This is a genomic window from Pseudomonas sp. 22082 (assembly GCF_052046055.1).
Taxonomy (GTDB): Bacteria; Pseudomonadota; Gammaproteobacteria; order Pseudomonadales; family Pseudomonadaceae; genus Aquipseudomonas; species Aquipseudomonas pharyngis.
Window position 1 is genome coordinate 1 of sequence record NZ_JBQEQB010000015.1, and the last position, 15,785, is coordinate 15,785.

Annotated in this window: 15 protein-coding genes; 4 read left to right on the forward strand and 11 right to left on the reverse strand. The window is 61.2% G+C overall.

Annotated elements, in window-relative coordinates:
- Positions 1-88: 88 nt before the first annotated feature.
- The 8 genes from ACTJK9_RS17845 to ACTJK9_RS17880 all read right to left on the reverse strand — a co-directional run bounded on the left by ACTJK9_RS17845 (position 89) and on the right by ACTJK9_RS17880 (position 7,379).
- A complete protein-coding gene (locus ACTJK9_RS17845; protein ID WP_007953520.1) occupies positions 89-304 on the reverse strand; it encodes a TOBE domain-containing protein in 216 nt (71 codons plus the stop codon).
- Between the two features lie 27 nt (positions 305-331).
- Complete coding sequence (gene ssuB, locus ACTJK9_RS17850; protein WP_064600238.1) at positions 332-1,138, reverse strand: aliphatic sulfonates ABC transporter ATP-binding protein; 807 nt, start codon at positions 1,136-1,138, stop codon at positions 332-334.
- Positions 1,135-1,917, reverse strand: a complete 783-nt coding sequence (gene ssuC / locus ACTJK9_RS17855) for an aliphatic sulfonate ABC transporter permease SsuC (RefSeq protein WP_011336451.1) — start codon at positions 1,915-1,917, stop codon at positions 1,135-1,137. The genes ssuB and ssuC overlap by 4 nt, the downstream gene beginning before the upstream one ends.
- A 9-nt stretch (positions 1,918-1,926) precedes the next feature.
- Positions 1,927-3,075, reverse strand: a complete 1,149-nt coding sequence (gene ssuD, locus ACTJK9_RS17860; protein ID WP_011336452.1) for an FMNH2-dependent alkanesulfonate monooxygenase — start codon at positions 3,073-3,075, stop codon at positions 1,927-1,929.
- 25 nt (positions 3,076-3,100) lie between these two features.
- The gene (locus tag ACTJK9_RS17865) at positions 3,101-4,081 is read right to left on the reverse strand and encodes a sulfonate ABC transporter substrate-binding protein (RefSeq protein WP_440815178.1); all 981 of its coding nucleotides are present in this window, start codon (positions 4,079-4,081) and stop codon (positions 3,101-3,103) included.
- A gap of 89 nt (positions 4,082-4,170) precedes the next feature.
- Complete coding sequence (ssuE, locus tag ACTJK9_RS17870) at positions 4,171-4,764, reverse strand: NADPH-dependent FMN reductase (protein ID WP_440815180.1); 594 nt, start codon at positions 4,762-4,764, stop codon at positions 4,171-4,173.
- A gap of 339 nt (positions 4,765-5,103) precedes the next feature.
- Positions 5,104-5,742 carry a peroxiredoxin gene (locus ACTJK9_RS17875; protein WP_011336455.1) on the reverse strand — a complete coding sequence of 213 codons (639 nt, stop codon included), beginning with the start codon at positions 5,740-5,742 and terminating at the stop codon, positions 5,104-5,106.
- Between the two features lie 293 nt (positions 5,743-6,035).
- Positions 6,036-7,379 carry an OprD family porin gene (locus ACTJK9_RS17880; RefSeq protein WP_064600252.1) on the reverse strand — a complete coding sequence of 448 codons (1,344 nt, stop codon included), beginning with the start codon at positions 7,377-7,379 and terminating at the stop codon, positions 6,036-6,038.
- 365 nt (positions 7,380-7,744) lie between these two features.
- On the opposite strand from ACTJK9_RS17880, the gene tauA reads away from it, so the two are divergent.
- On the forward strand, positions 7,745-8,734 hold the full coding sequence (tauA, locus tag ACTJK9_RS17885) for a taurine ABC transporter substrate-binding protein (protein ID WP_440815184.1): 990 nt from the start codon (positions 7,745-7,747) through the stop codon (positions 8,732-8,734).
- A gap of 82 nt (positions 8,735-8,816) precedes the next feature.
- On the opposite strand, the gene argA is transcribed toward tauA, so the two are convergent.
- Together argA and argE are read right to left on the reverse strand one after the other, a co-directional pair.
- On the reverse strand, positions 8,817-10,115 hold the full coding sequence (gene argA, locus ACTJK9_RS17890) for an amino-acid N-acetyltransferase (RefSeq protein ID WP_007951778.1): 1,299 nt from the start codon (positions 10,113-10,115) through the stop codon (positions 8,817-8,819).
- Positions 10,116-10,250: 135 nt separating this feature from the next.
- Positions 10,251-11,399 carry an acetylornithine deacetylase gene (gene argE / locus ACTJK9_RS17895; RefSeq protein WP_440815187.1) on the reverse strand — a complete coding sequence of 383 codons (1,149 nt, stop codon included), beginning with the start codon at positions 11,397-11,399 and terminating at the stop codon, positions 10,251-10,253.
- 156 nt (positions 11,400-11,555) lie between these two features.
- On the opposite strand from argE, the gene ACTJK9_RS17900 reads away from it, so the two are divergent.
- Complete coding sequence (locus ACTJK9_RS17900) at positions 11,556-12,926, forward strand: CYTH domain-containing protein (protein ID WP_007951783.1); 1,371 nt, start codon at positions 11,556-11,558, stop codon at positions 12,924-12,926.
- Positions 12,927-12,965: 39 nt separating this feature from the next.
- Here the strand turns inward: ACTJK9_RS17900 and ACTJK9_RS17905 are convergent, their stop codons facing one another.
- Positions 12,966-13,436, reverse strand: a complete 471-nt coding sequence (locus tag ACTJK9_RS17905) for an Lrp/AsnC family transcriptional regulator (RefSeq protein WP_007951785.1) — start codon at positions 13,434-13,436, stop codon at positions 12,966-12,968.
- A 126-nt stretch (positions 13,437-13,562) separates the two neighbouring features.
- On the opposite strand from ACTJK9_RS17905, the gene ACTJK9_RS17910 reads away from it, so the two are divergent.
- Both ACTJK9_RS17910 and ACTJK9_RS17915 read left to right on the forward strand, forming a co-directional pair.
- A complete protein-coding gene (locus ACTJK9_RS17910) occupies positions 13,563-13,901 on the forward strand; it encodes a hypothetical protein (protein ID WP_085612029.1) in 339 nt (112 codons plus the stop codon).
- A 90-nt stretch (positions 13,902-13,991) separates the two neighbouring features.
- Positions 13,992-15,776, forward strand: a complete 1,785-nt coding sequence (locus tag ACTJK9_RS17915; RefSeq protein WP_064379973.1) for a GspE/PulE family protein — start codon at positions 13,992-13,994, stop codon at positions 15,774-15,776.
- The last annotated feature ends 9 nt before the right edge of the window (positions 15,777-15,785 follow it).

The following is a 15,785-nucleotide window of genomic DNA, read 5'->3' on the forward strand; positions in this document are numbered from 1 at the left end:
CTCGCGAAGGCCGCACCGCCGATTTCCAGTCAGACACAAAAAACCCCGAAGGGCTCACACCCTTCGGGGTTGTTTTTGTTCCACGCCCTTACAACTTGGCGATGGACACCTCGGTGGATTTCACGAAGGCGATCACTTCGCTGCCGACCTCCAGTTCCAGCTCCTTGACCGAACGGGTGGTGATCACCGACGTGACGATGCCGGAAGCGGTCTGCACGTCGATTTCCGACAGCACGTCGCCGAGAACGATCTCCTTGATCGCGCCTTTGAACTGGTTGCGTACGTTGATGGCTTTGATAGTCATGGCATTGATTCCTGTCGTTTGCTTGAGTTATTGAGCCCAACGCAGTTGCGTAGGCAAGGGTGAAACGGGTTCCGGCGCCGGCGGCTCGCCGGGCAGGGACAACACTCGGTTGAGCACTTCGGTTTCCAGCGCGGCCAGGCGATGGGAGCCCCGCACCCGAGGGCGCGGCAGCTCCACTTGCAGGTCGAGACCGACTTCGCCGTCCTCGATCAGAATCACCCGGTCGGCAATCGCCACCGCTTCGCTGACGTCGTGGGTCACCAGCAACACGGTGAAACCATGCTGTTGCCAGAGACGTTCGATCAATTGCTGCATCTCGATCCGGGTCAGCGCATCCAGTGCGCCCAGCGGCTCGTCGAGCAACAGCAGACGCGGCTGATGGATCAAGGCTCGGGCCAGCGCCACGCGCTGCTTCTGCCCACCGGACAGTGCCGCCGGCCATTCATTGGCGCGATCGGCGAGGCCGACTGCATCCAGCGCCTGCAAGGCTTGCGCACGCCAGTTGCCCTTGAGGCCGAGACCGACGTTGTCGATGATCTTTTTCCACGGCAGCAGTCGCGCTTCCTGGAACATCAACCGGGTGTCATCCCGCGCATCGCTGAGCGGTGCGGCACCGGCGAGCAAATCGCCGCCAGTGGGTTGATCGAGGCCGGCAAGCAAGCGCAGAAATGTGCTCTTGCCGCATCCGCTGCGCCCGACCACGGCGACAAACTGCCCTGCCGGAATGTGCAGATCGATGTCACGCAGTACCTGCCGCGAGCCGAAAGTCTTTTGCAGGTTGCGCACCGCCAGCGGAATCCCGCGCAGCAGGCGTGGAGGTTGTTGAGCGGTCATGCCGCACCTCCTTTCGCCACTTGATACGCCGGATGCCAGCGCAGCCACACACGTTCAAGTCCACGGGCCGCGAGGTCGGCCAGTTTGCCGAGTACCGCGTACAGCAGAATCGCCAGCACCACCACGTCGGTCTGCAAGAACTCGCGGGCATTCATCGCCAGATAACCGATGCCGGAGCTCGCGGAGATGGTTTCCGCCACGATCAGCGTCAGCCACATGAAGCCCAGAGCGAAACGCACGCCGACCAGAATCGAAGGCAGCGCGCCCGGCAGAATCACCTGCCAGAACAGGCTGAAACCGGACAGGCCATAACTGCGTGCCATTTCCACCAGCGCCGGATCGACGTTGCGGATGCCGTGATAGGTGTTGAGGTAGATCGGGAACAAGGTGCCCAATGCCACCAGGAAAATCTTCGCCGACTCGTCGATGCCGAACCACAGGATCACCAGCGGAATCAGCGCCAGGTGCGGCACGTTGCGGATCATCTGCACCGAGCTGTCGAGCAGGCGTTCGCCCCACTTCGACAGGCCGGTGATGAAACCCAGCACCAGGCCAATGCTGCCACCGATGGTGAAGCCCAGCGCGGCGCGCCAGCCGCTGATCGCCAGGTGCGTCCAGATTTCGCCGCTGCGCACCAGGCTCACGCCGGCTTCGATCACCGCCACCGGCGCCGGCAGAATCCGCGTCGACAGCCAACCGGCCGACACCGACAACTGCCACACCGCCAGCAACAACACCGGCAACGCCCAGGGCGCGAGGCTGTGGATAAATTTCTTCATGGCGGCGCCTCAGCTCTGGGACGCGGCTTTGGGAAGAATGTCGTTGGCCACCATCTCCCCGAACGGGCTGACGTAACCGGCGCTTTTCGGCAATTCCGGGCGCTCGACGTCGAGGTGCGGGAACAGCAGTTCGGCCACCCGATACGACTCTTCGAGGTGTGGATAACCGGAGAAGATGAAGGTATCGATGCCCAGATCCGCGTATTCCTTCACCCGTGCAGCCACGGTCGGACCGTCGCCAACCAGCGCGGTACCGGCACCGCCGCGCACCAGACCGACGCCCGCCCACAGGTTCGGGCTGACTTCGAGGTTGTCGCGGCTGCCACCGTGCAGCGCGGCCATGCGTTGCTGGCCGACCGAATCGAACCGCGCCAGCGAAGCCTGGGCACGTTTGATGGTGTCGTCGTCCAGATGCGAGATCAGGCGATCCGCCGCTTGCCAGGCCTCGGCGTTGGTTTCCCGCACGATCACATGCAGACGAATGCCGAAGCGCACGGTGCGGCCGAGCTTGGCGGCCTTGGCGCGAACCTGTTCGATCTTCTCGGCAACGGCTGCGGGTGGCTCGCCCCAGGTCAGGACCATTTCCACTTGTTCGGCGGCCAGATCCTGCGCCGCTTCCGACGAACCACCGAAATACAGCGGCGGACGCGGTTGCTGGATCGGCGGATAGAGCAATTTGGCGCCCTTCACGCTGATGTGCTCGCCGTCGTAATCCACGGTTTCGCCTTCCAGCACGCGGCGCCAGATCCGGGTGAATTCCACCGAGGCCTGGTAGCGCGCTTCGTGATCGAGGAACAGACCGTCGCCGGCCAACTCTTCCGGATCGCCACCGGTCACCAGGTTGAACAGCGCACGACCGCCGGACAACCGATCCAGCGTTGCTGCCTGACGCGCTGCCACCGTCGGGGAAATGATCCCGGGGCGCAGGGCGACGAGGAACTTCAGACGCTGGGTCACCGGGATCAGCGAGGCCGCCACCAGCCACGAGTCTTCGCAGGAACGGCCGGTGGGAATCAGCACGCCGCCGAAACCCAGGCGATCCGCCGCTTGCGCGACCTGTTGCAGATAGCCGTGATCGACGGCGCGGGCGCCTTCGGCGGTGCCAAGGTAATGGCCGTCGCCGTGGGTAGGCAGGAACCAGAAGATGTTGAGGCTCATGGAGTGGTCTCCTTGGGGATTCGATTTACTGGGCTTGGGTGACCGAGCTTTGGGCCACAGCGGCCGGTGGGGTCCAGATCACGTCCTTGATGCTCAACGGCTTGGGAATCAGCTTGAGCTGGTAGAAGGTGTCGGCGATTTTCTGTTGCGCGGCGACCACTTCCGGGGTCAGGAACAGCGCGCCGTAGCCTTGGCGCTTCACCGAGGTCAGGGTGATGTCTGCCGGCAGGCCGAGCAGCGGCGACACCTGTTGGGTCACGTCTTCCGGGTTGGCCTTGGACCACTCGCCGACGGCGCGCACTTCTTCCACGAGGGTCTTGATCACCTCGGGATTTTTCTGTGCGTAGGGTTTGGTCGCCAGGTAGAACTGGTGGTTGTCGACGATGCCTTTGCCGTCACGCAGGGTGTGCGCTTGCAGTTGCTTCTCGGCGGCGGCCTGGTACGGGTCCCAGATGACCCAGGCGTCGACGCTGCCACGTTCGAACGCGGCGCGGGCATCGGCCGGCGGCAGGAATACGGTTTGAATATCGGTGTACTTGAGGCCGGCATCTTCCAGCGCACGCACCAGCAGGTAGTGAACATTGGAGCCTTTGTTCAGGGCGACTTTCTTGTCCTTGAGATCCGCCACCGATTTGATCGGCGAATCTTTCGGCACGAGGATCGCTTCGCTGTTCGGCGCTGGTGGCTCGTAGGCGACGTAGAGCAGATCGGCACCGGCCGCCTGGGCAAAGACCGGCGGGGTTTCGCCGGTGACGCCGAAGTCGATCGAGCCGACGTTCAGGCCTTCGAGCAGTTGCGGGCCGCCGGGGAATTCAGTCCATTGCACGTCGACGCCTTGGGCGGCGAGACGTTTTTCCAGGGTGCCCTTGGCTTTGAGCAGCACCAAAGTGCCGTACTTCTGATAACCGATTCGTAGCGTTTCAGCTTGAGCTTGGGTGATGGCGCCGAAGGACACAGCCGCAGCAAACAGAGCGACCAGACCACGACGCAAAAATACAGTGCGCATAGCGCTCTCCTTTTTGCTGTTGGGTTTTGGCTGCACCTGCTTGGCCGTTGGCGGCTGAGTAAGGTGAGTACTTCAAGTTTCGGTGTGGCTCAAATGCTCCAGCGAGCACTCAACAAACGTTCGTTCAGCAGCCCCGGCTCCAGCGGCTTCGGCCGGCGGGCGATGGCGCTGACAAACTGGTCCAGCGCTTCATGCAACCGCTGCTCCAGCGCCGGTGCCAACTGGGCCTGGGCACTGCCTTCGCCGTAGGCGATCTGGCTGTCCTCGGCAAAAATCCCTTGCAGCATTTCCTGGGCCTTCAACGCCGACAGCACAGGCTTGAGGGCGTAATCGACCACCAGCATGTGAGCGATGCTGCCGCCGGTAGCCATCGGTAAAACAATCTTGTGGTTCAGCGCACGCTCGGGCAGCAGATCCAGCACGGTCTTCAGGGCACCGGAAAACGACGCCTTGTACACCGGCGTGGCGATCAGCAGGCCATCGGCGCTTTCAATCTGTTGCAGCAAGTCGAGCACCTTCGGGCTGTCGAAGCGGGCGTGGAGCAGGTCTTCGGCCGGGAAGTCCCGCACCTGATAACTCACCACTTCCACCCCTTGCTGCTGCAACCAGCGTTGCGAGCGTTCCAGCAACACCCCGGAGCGGGAACGTTGACTGGGACTGCCACCGAGTGAGACGACCAGCATTCAGAAAATTCCTTGCACGCTACAGGCGATTCGCGGGTTGCGATCTCGCTTCAATGTGAGTGACCTTACCAGTTGATTTATATATCCATAAATCATATTTATTCATTTGGTTATGCAATTAAGAGATATAAGATTGAGGTTTTTCCAGTCGAAAAAAAAGGCCGTCGAAACGGCCTGAAATTCCCTGCATCGTGGTTCTGAATTCTGTGTCGCTCAAGCCGACGCCTTCGTCGGAACGCCGCCCGGAACACGCCCGCTCCCACAGGGGAACGCATTCCAGAATGTGGAAGCGGGCTTGCTCGCGAAAGCGGTGGTGACTACACCGCAAAATTTACTGATTCACTTGTTCGGCTGTGGGGTCAGGCGCAGGTACGGTTTCACCGCGCGATAGCCCTTCGGAAAGCGCTGCTTGATTTCGTCTTCGTCCTTGAGCGACGGCACGATCACCACTTCTTCACCGTCCTGCCAGTTGGCCGGGGTGGCCACCTTGTAGTTGTCGGTGAGCTGCAGCGAGTCGATCACCCGCAGGATTTCGTGGAAGTTGCGCCCGGTGCTCGCCGGGTAGGTGATGGTCAGGCGGATCTTCTTGTTCGGATCGATCACGAACAGCGAACGCACGGTCAGGGTGTCGTTGGCGTTCGGGTGAATCAGATCGTACAGATCGGACACCTTGCGATCGGCATCGGCCAGGATCGGGAAGTTGACGATGGTGTTCTGGGTTTCGTTGATGTCCTCGATCCACTTGTGGTGCGAGTCCACCGGGTCGACCGACAGTGCAATGGCCTTCACGCCGCGCTTGGTGAACTCGTCCTTGAGCTTGGCGGTGAAGCCCAGCTCGGTGGTGCACACCGGGGTGAAGTCTGCCGGGTGGGAAAACAGCACGCCCCAGCTGTCGCCCAGCCATTCGTGGAAACGAATCTTGCCGGCGCTGGAATCCTGTTCGAAATCGGGGGCGATATCGCCAAGTCTGAGGCTCATGGTGCGGCTCCTGATGAGTGGTTGGAGACCTCAACTGTAGCTCGTGATTCGTTCTTCTGAAAAAGAATAAATAACTAGATATCTATATCTTTATTGAATATTAAACATCTGTTCACTGGACGCCCCGCAGCATCGCGACGAACATCGCCCTCAAGGTTCGAGAAGGCCTTGAGTTGCTGTAAAGAGGGGACATCGGGGAAGGCTTACGGGGGTGAGCCGGACCCGAAAACGCAAAAGCCCCGTCCGGCGCGATGCCGGACGGGGCTTTTTTACATCAGTGCAGGAGCGCGCTATTACAGCAGCGGGATCGAGTAGCTGACGATCAGGCGGTTTTCGTCCTGCGAACGGGTGTTCGGCAGGTCGGTGCGCCATACAGCGTTTTTCCACATCAGGCCGACGTTCTTGAACGGACCTTCCGGTACGACGTAACCGATGGTGAAGTCGCGTTCCCACTCGGAACGGTTCGAAGCGTTTTCGCGGCCGTTGGTGCCAACGGTGTCGATCGAATCGCCTTTCAGGTAAACCACACCGGCGGTCAGGCCAGGTACGCCGACTTTAGCGAAGTCATACGAGTAGCGTGCCTGCCAGGTTTTCTCGCCAGCACGACCGAACTTCTGGATCTGCATATCGGTGATGGTGTAGTTCGACGAACCGTCGCCCTGGTTCAGCCAAGGGAAGTCGGAGCTGCCGTTGGAAACCTGGTAACCGCCACCGAAGGTGTGACCTTCAACGGTGTACAGGAACAGGCCGCTGTACAGGTTGTTGTCGACTTCGCCACGACCGGAACGGAAACCGGTGTAGTTGCCGCTGCTGTAGTAGGCCGGATCAGTGCCGTTCTTGCCGTCGTCGGAGCTGTTGAAGTAACGGAAGTCAGACTTCAATACGCCCGGGCCGATGGCCCAGTTGTGTACCAGACCCAGGAAGTGCTGCTTGTAGAAGTCTTCCAGGTTGCCGTAGTAGTACTGGGCAGTCAGGTCTTTGGTGATCTTGTAGTCGCCACCGGCGTAGATGAACTTGTTGCTGTCACGGAAGCCAGCGCCACGGGTGTTTGCACCGCCGATGGACAGGTTTTCGTTGTTGCTGGAGTTACGGCCTTTCACGGCTTCGATCTGACCACCGACCAGGGTCAGGTCCTTGATTTCGCCGGAAGTGATCTGACCGCCCTGCCAGGTTTGTGGCAGCAGACGACCGTCGTTGGTCACGATCACCGGGTTTTTCGGTTGCAGGGTGCCCAGCTTCAGTTCGGTCTGGGAGATCTTGGCTTTGGCAGTCAGACCCAGGCTGGAGAAGTTGTCCACTGCTTTGCCGTTGGACTCGCTCGGGAACACAGTGCCGCCGTAAGCGGTGCCGCTGTTGCCGTTGGTGCCGCCGCCCGAATCCAGACGCACGCCCAGCAGGCCGATGGCATCAATACCGAAGCCTACGGTGCCTTGGGTGTAGCCGGAGATGAAACGCAGATCGAAGCCTTGGCCCCACTCTTCGTTCTTGTTGGCGCCAGCGCCATCGCGGTTGTCAGTGTTGATGTAGAAGTTACGCAGACCCAGAGTGGCCTTGCTGTCTTCGATGAAACCGGCGGCGCCTGCCTGCTGCGCCAAAACCCCTACGGCCACGGCCAGGGCCAAGGTGGACTTGTTCATGTTTCGCTCCTCTCGTTTCTAATTCTTGTGTTCCTGGTCCGGGGTCTGATGCCCCTGGATCCTAAGATGCGCGATTAGCGCCAGACCGTGACTGACAAGTCAATCGTAACCTTGTATGTCTACGACCAAGGTCTAATCGCAGTGATTTGGTCCCTGCAGGGTAAAGACTTCCTGATAAACCGAAAAAGAATTTATTCATTCTTTTTCATACCATTCGGCTATATGGCCAGCCATTTGCCATCTTCACCGGGATACAGCGTATCGGCGACTAAGCTCATTACTAAATGGTATTTGTTAGCCTTTTTTTAGATCGATTAGCTTTGACGCAACCCCGATTCGTCAAACCCTATCGAAAAGGCGACGCCATGATGGCCAAACGCGCACTATCTAGTCAATTTGTTACAGTTTGTGTGTCGGCGCTGATTTCTTTTTCAGCCCATGCCGTCAACCTCACTGTGGGCTACCAGACCGGTATCGACCCAAGCAAAGTCCCCCAGGCCGACGGCGTGTACGAGAAGGCCATCGGCGAGAAAATCGACTGGCGTCGGTTCAACAGCGGCCCGGAAGTTGTGACAGCCATCGCCTCCGGCGATGTGCAGATCGGCAACCTCGGCTCCAGTCCGTTGGCGGCCGCCGCTTCGCGCAATCTGCCGATCGTGGCCTTTATCGTCTCGGCGCAGATCAATGCCGCAGAAGCGCTGGTGGTGCGTAACGGCAGCGGTATCAACAAGCCCGAAGACCTGATCGGCAAGACCATCGCCACCCCGTTCGTTTCCACCTCCCACTACAGCCTGCTCGGCGCGCTCAAGCACTGGGGCCTGGACACCTCGAAAGTCAAAGTGGTGAACCTGCAACCCGCAGAAATCGCGGCGGCCTGGAAACGTGGCGACATCGACGGCGCCTTTGTCTGGTCGCCGGCGCTGGGTGAAATCCGCAAAACCGGCAAGACCCTGACCGATGCCGCGCAGGTCGGCCAATGGGGCGCGCCGACCTTCGAAGTCTGGGTCGCGCGCAAGGACTTTGCCGAGAAGCATCCTGAAGTCGTGGCCAGGTTCGCCAAGGTGACCCTGGACTCGTTCGCTGATTACGCGGCCCATAAAGACAGCTGGACGGCCGACTCGGTGCCTGTACAGAAAATCGCCAAACTGACCGGTGCCAATCCTGCCGACGTTCCGGAATTGCTCGCCGGTTCAGCCTTCCCGGACGCCAAGGCGCAACAGACCACGGCGCTGCTGGACGGCGGCACGGCGAAGGCGATTGGTGAGACGGCGAAATTCTTGAAGGAACAGGGCAAGGTCGAAAGTGTTTTGCCTGACTACTCGCCATACGTCAGTGCGAAGTTTGTAGCCGAATAAACGCTATCGCGAGCAAGCTCGCTCCCTCACCGGTTCAGTGAACCTTTGTGGGAGCGAGCCTGCTCGCGATGGGGGCGTCACATCACAGCGACTTTTCGAAGATCTTCGAATTGCGCTGGTAGTTATAGAGAGAAGCCCGCGCCGCCGGCAGGCGTTCGACGCTGCTTGGTTCGAAGCCACGCTCGCGGAACCAGTGGGCGGTGCGGGTGGTGAGAACGAACAGGGTTTTCAGGCCTTGCGCCCGGGCACGGGTCTCGATGCGCTCGAGCAATTCGTCGCCGCGACCGCCATGGCGATACTCAGGATTCACCGCCAGACACGCCAGCTCGCCGGCATCCGAATCGGCAATCTGATACAGCGCCGCGCAGGCGATGATCATCCCTTCACGTTCGACCACGCTGAACTGTTCGATCTCGCGTTCCAGCACTTCACGGGAACGGCGCACCAGAATGCCCTGCTCTTCCAGCGGACTGATCAGGTCAAGCAAGCCGCCGACGTCTTCAATCGCCGCCTCGCGCACCAGTTCGAATTGCTCCTGGGCCACCAGCGTACCGCCACCGTCACGGGTGAACAGTTCGGTCAGCAGCGCGCCGTCCTCGGCATAGCTGACGATATGGCTGCGCGCCACGCCGCCACGACAGGCTTCGGCAGCGGCATCGAGCAGTTCCGCCTGATAGTTGCTGCCCAGACGCTGCAAATGTGCCGGCACTTGTTGCGGACGCAGTTCGCGCACCAGTTTGCCGTTTTCGTCGATCAGACCGAGGTCGGCGCCGAACAGCAGCAGCTTGTCGGCGCCCAGATCGATGGCGGCGCGGGTCGCCACGTCTTCGCAGGCCAGGTTGAAGATTTCACCGGTCGGCGAATACCCCAGCGGCGACAGCAATACGATGGAGCGCTCGTCAAGCAGGCGGTTGATGCCTTTGCGGTCGACCCGGCGCACTTCGCCGGTGTGGTGATAGTCGACACCTTCCAGCACGCCGATCGGCCGCGCCGTCACGAGGTTGCCGCTGGCCACCCGCAGGCGCGAGCCCTGCATCGGCGAAGAGGCCATGTCCATCGACAGCCGCGCTTCAATGGCGATGCGCAACTGGCCGACCGCATCGATCACGCACTCCAGCGTCGCGGCATCGGTGATGCGCATGCCGTGGTGGTAATGCGGGGTCAGGCCGCGTGCGGCAAGGCGGGTTTCGATTTGCGGACGCGAACCATGAACCAGTACCAGCCGCACGCCGAGGCTGTGCAGCAGCACGATGTCATGGACGATGTTGCCGAAATTCGGATGCTCCACGCCGTCGCCCGGAAGCATGACGACGAAGGTGCAATCGCGGTGAGCATTGATATAAGGAGACGCGTGGCGAAGCCAATTGACGTATTCGGGCATGAACCTGGGCCTGTAATAAATAGCAGCCGGAAAAAGGGCAGAACGGAAAACGCACAGCGGGCTGATGGTTATCGTCGGAACAGGCTTGGCGACACGCGCGCTCTCCTCATGAATACGGGTGGGTGTGTGGGCAATTTATACAGCTTTGAGACAGTAATGTTCGATCAACTGCCGCAATAGATGCACGGTAGGCTGCAAACGTGACATTTCGAGGTACTCGCCCGGTTGGTGCGCACAGGCGATGTCGCCGGGGCCGAGTACGATGGTTTCGCAGCCAAGGCGCTGAAGATAAGGCGCTTCGGTGCCGAACGCTACCGCTTCGGCCTTGTGGCCGGTGAGTTTTTCGGCAATTCGCACCAGTTCCGCGTCTTCGGCCTGTTCGAACGGCGGCACTTCGGGAAACAGCGGCGCGTAATCGATCTTCACTTTATGCCGCTCGGCGACCGGGTTGAGCTTGCGCAGAATCTCGCTGCGCAAGAGCTTGGGGTCCATCCCCGGCAACGGCCGCAGGTCGAACTCCAGCGAACACTGACCGCAGATGCGGTTGGGGTTGTCGCCACCGTGGATACAGCCGAAGTTCATGGTCGGCTGCGGCACGCTGAACTGCGGGTTGTTGAATTCGCGCTGCCACAACAGGCGCAGGCCGCGCAGTTCGCCGATGGCATCGTGCATCGCTTCGAGGGCGCTGTGCCCCAGGCGCGGATCCGACGAATGGCCGCTCTGCCCGAGGATATCGATGCGCTCCATCATGATGCCCTTGTGCATGCGGATCGGCTTGAGCCCGGTCGGCTCGCCGACCACTGCCGCCCGGCCCAGCGGTCGCCCCGCTTCGGCCAGCGCACGGGCACCGGACATCGAGCTTTCTTCATCGCAGGTGGCGAGGATCAGCAGCGGCTGCTTGAAGGATTGATCGAGCAGCGGTTGCACGGCTTCGATGATCAGGGCGAAGAAGCCCTTCATGTCGCAACTGCCGAGGCCGACCCAGCGGCCGTCGACTTCGGTGAGTTTCAGCGGGTCGGTTTTCCACAGCGCATCGTCGTACGGCACCGTGTCGCTGTGTCCGGCCAGCACCAGCCCGCCGGGGCCGCTGCCGAAACTGGCGAGCAGATTGAATTTGCCGGGGTTGACCTGCTGGATGTTGCAACTGAAACCCAGGTCGCCAAGCCAACCCGCGAGCAGATCGATCACCGCCCGGTTGGACTGGTCGAGGCCCGGCTGGGTGCAACTGACCGACGGCGTGGCGATCAGTGCAGCGAACTGGTCTTGCATGGACGGCAAAGGCATCGCTGACTCCAACTCCCGGATTGAGGTTCATCATAGAACCATCCGGCGCCGAGAATAAACCGCCGCAAAGCGTAGGAAGGTTCAGTCCTGTACACTGCACGGCCTTGGCAGCCACACATTCCCCCGGCTGCGCTCCCGATCCTGGATTTTCCGGCCATGCAGAAAGAAACCGAAATCAAACTCCGCGTCAGCCGCGAAACCCTCGCCGCCCTGCGCGAGCACCCTCTCCTGAAAAAACGCAACAAAAGTGGCTGGGAACGCCGTGAGTTGATGAATCAGTATTTCGACACGCCTGAGCGTGACCTGGCCCGGGCCAAGGTTGCCCTGCGTCTGCGCAAGGACGGCGAAGAAGTCATTCAGACCCTCAAGACCCGTGGCCAGAGCGTCGCCGGCCTGTCCGAGCGTAACGAGTACGACTGGAACCTGCCCAAAGCCAAGCTCGACGTGAAAAAACTCGACGGTGAATGCTGGCCCGAGTCCCTCGCCGAGCTGGACAAGAAAACCCTGAAGCCGATCTTCACCACCGATTTCGTCCGCGAGCGCGCCGAAATCGCCTGGGGCCGTGGCAAGACCAAAGTGGTCATCGAAGCCGCGCTGGACCTGGGCCACGTGGTAGTCGGCAAACAGAAAGAAGAAATCTGTGAGCTGGAACTGGAGCTGCGCGAAGGCGAGCCTGCCGCGCTGCTGGAACTGGCCGCCGAACTGGCCGAAACCCTGGCCCTGATGCCGTGCGACATCAGCAAGGCCGAGCGCGGCTATCGCCTGTACGACGCCAATAGCTACTCGCTGAGCCTGCCGGCGCCGGCCATTACCGCCGAAACCCCGCTGGACGACGCCTTCGCCGCCCTGGCCTGGCACTTGCTCGGCAGCAGCCAGCGTCTGGCCGAACAGTATCGCTTCAACGGCCACTGGCGCCTGTTGCAGGACTGGGTCGAGAACCTCGCGGAAATGCGCGCCCTGCTCAGCAGCCTCGGCCAGGCCGCACCGCGTCCGTCGACCCACGACTTGCGCGTTGCGCTGGACGCCTTGCTGGAAGACTGGCGCCCGCTGGTACAGGTCGGCATCGAAGACGAAGACGTGCGCAAGGCCGCGCCTGAGCAGTTCCTCGAAGAACTGGAAGACCCGCGCTGGGGCCTGTTCTCGCTGAACGCTTCGCGCTGGTTGCTGGCCCGCACCTGGACGGCTGACCGCAACACCCGTGGCAATCGCCAGGGTGCCGCGCAGTTGCAAAGCTGGCTGCCGCGCCTGCTGGGCGAAGAAGCCACTTCGCTGCAACTGCAGCGTTATCAGCAGCAGCCGGAAGATCTGGCCGAGCAATTGCCGCGCATCGAACGCATCCAGGTCTGGCTGCACCACGCGCGCAACGTGCTGGAGATCCCGGAAATGGATCGCCTGTACGGCGAGCTGAACAAACTCGCGCAACTGGCCAACGAGCCGACCATCACCGACGAACTGCTCGATGCACGCAAGCATCAGGCGATTGCGGTGTATCAGAACCGCGCCTGGAAAATGCTGTTGCGTATGTAACCCCCGGATGATGATCGTTCCCACCCGTGGGAACGATCATCAACGCAGTACCGGCAAACTGGTCGTGGACTTGATCTCAGACAACGCCACAATCGAGTTCACTTCCTGAATCCCCGGCACCAGCGACAGCTTCTCGAAGAAGAACCGCTCATACGCCTCGATGTCTGCCGCGACGATCCGCAACAGAAAATCCACCGCCCCCATCAGCACGTAACACTCCAGCACTTCGGGAAAGCCGCGAATCGCCTCGGTGAACTCAGTGAAGTTCGAACGGCCGTGGGCGTTGAGTTTGATCTCGGCGAAGATCTGCGTGTTCAGGCCGATTTTCTTGCGATCGAGCAGGGTCACCTGGCCGCGAATGATCCCCTCCTCCTTCATCCGCTGAATCCGCCGCCAGCACGGCGATTGCGACAGACCCACCTGTTCGGCGATCTGTGCGCTGGACAAGGAAGCGTCCTCTTGCAGCAGGGCGAGAATGCGCCGGTCGTAGCTGTCCAGCTCGCTGTGCATAAATAATCCCCAAAATAAGCTAATGGCGAATTGATCAACCTTACCAATCGCCTGATCAGCTCATCTTAGACAAGAAATGCCCGGCATCGAATGTAAAAATTCCTCCACTGATTCCGGAGACCTGCCATGCCACACCTCGAAGCCGTGAACACCCCCGCGCCCCGTGCCGATGTGTGGAACGCCAGCAACGCCCATTGCCTTGCGCAATACCAGATCCTGGCCGAGGCCGAGCCGGATTTGCTGGTGCGGGTGCTGAACCTGTTCGCCTTGCAGTGCCTCACCCCGGAACAGGTCAATGTCCAGCGGCTGGACGACTTGCTGTCGATCGACATCGTCATGGGTGGCCTGAGCTGGCACCGCGCCCAGGTGATCGCGGAAAAACTTCGTAACCTGATCAGCGTCTGCTCGGTGGACCTGCAAAACCCCGAAGCGGCGTGGAATGCGCCGGCACAGGCGGCCGGCTGACAAGAACCGAAACGTCTTCGTCGGGTAGTGGCCCAACGGTCGGCGGGGCCACGACTATCCTTTGCGCACTGTCGTTCAAAAGGAGCCCGCATGTCCGTTCAACTCGCCACTCAGGACCGCTGGCTGGATCTCAATGAGGTACTGCGTGAACTGGTCGCCCAGGGTTTCATCTGCCAGGACTCGGCCGAGCAGGCGTTGAATGCCCGGCGCCGGCATGCCGCCCACGGCCAGAAGCACCCGCTGGAATTCATCGCCAGCCAGCAACTGGACGACCTCAGCCGTCCGGGCAAACACCTCGACCTGGAAAGCCTGACCCTGTGGCTCGCGCAACAGGCCGGCCAGCCGTACCTGCGGATCGATCCGCTGAAGATCAACGTCGCCGCCATCACGCCGCTGATGTCCTATGCCTTTGCCCAGCGCCACAAGATCCTCGCGGTGTCGGTCGACCGCGACGCGGTCACCGTGGCCAGCGCACAGCCCTACGTCAGCGGTTGGGAGGCCGATCTGACTCACGTGCTGAAACTGCCGATCAAACGGGTGGTGGCCAACCCGGCGGACATTCAGCGTTTCAGCGTCGAATTCTTCCGTCTCGCCAAATCGGTCAGCGGCGCCAGCAATGCCGATGCGCAGGGCGGCAACCTCGGCAACTTCGAACAACTGCTCAACCTCGGCGCCAGCGATCAGGAACCGGATGCCAACGACGCGCACATCGTCAACATCGTCGACTGGCTGTTCCAGTACGCCTTTCAGCAGCGGGCCAGCGATATCCACATCGAACCCCGGCGCGAGCAAGGTACGGTGCGTTTTCGCATCGACGGTGTGTTGCACAACGTCTATCAATTCCCGCCGCAGGTGACGATGGCCATCGTCAGTCGCCTGAAAAGCCTTGGCCGGATGAACGTCGCCGAGAAGCGCAAACCCCAGGACGGCCGGGTCAAGACCAAGACTCCGGACGGCGGTGAAGTCGAGTTGCGGCTGTCGACCCTGCCCACCGCGTTCGGCGAAAAAATGGTCATGCGGATCTTCGACCCGGAGGTGCTGCTCAAGGATTTCGATCAGCTGGGCTTTTCCGCCGACGACCTGCGGCGCTGGCAGGACATGACCCGCCAGCCCAACGGCATCATCCTGGTCACCGGCCCGACCGGTTCCGGCAAGACCACTACGCTGTACACCACGCTGAAAAAACTGGCGACGCCGGAGGTCAACCTCTGCACCATCGAGGACCCGATCGAGATGGTCGAGCCGGCCTTCAACCAGATGCAGGTCCAGCACAACATCGACCTGACGTTCGCCGCCGGCGTGCGGGCGCTGATGCGGCAAGACCCGGACATCATCATGATCGGCGAGATCCGCGACCTGGAAACCGCCGAAATGGCGATCCAGGCGGCGCTGACCGGGCACCTGGTGCTCTCGACCCTGCACACCAACGACGCGCCGAGCGCCATCAGCCGTCTGCTGGAACTCGGCGTGCCGCATTACCTGATCAAGGCCACCGTGCTTGGCGTGATGGCGCAACGCCTGGTGCGCACACTGTGTCCGCACTGCAAGGCGCCGCTGACGCTGGACGAAGAAGACTGGCAAACCCTGACCCGGCCGTGGCAGGCGCCGCTGCCGGGCAATGCGCAACGGGCCATCGGTTGCCTGGAGTGCCGCGACACCGGTTATCACGGTCGCGCCGGGGTCTACGAAATCATGCAACTGAGCGACAGCCTCAAGGCCTTGATCAGCCCCGACACCGATCTCACCGCGATCCGTCGCCAGGCCTTCAAGGAAGGCATGCGCAGCCTGCGATTGTCCGGCGCGCAGAAAGTCGCGGCGGGGCTGACAACGCTTGAAGAAGTATTGCGGGTGACACCACAGAGCGAGCAGAAATAGCCGCTCACG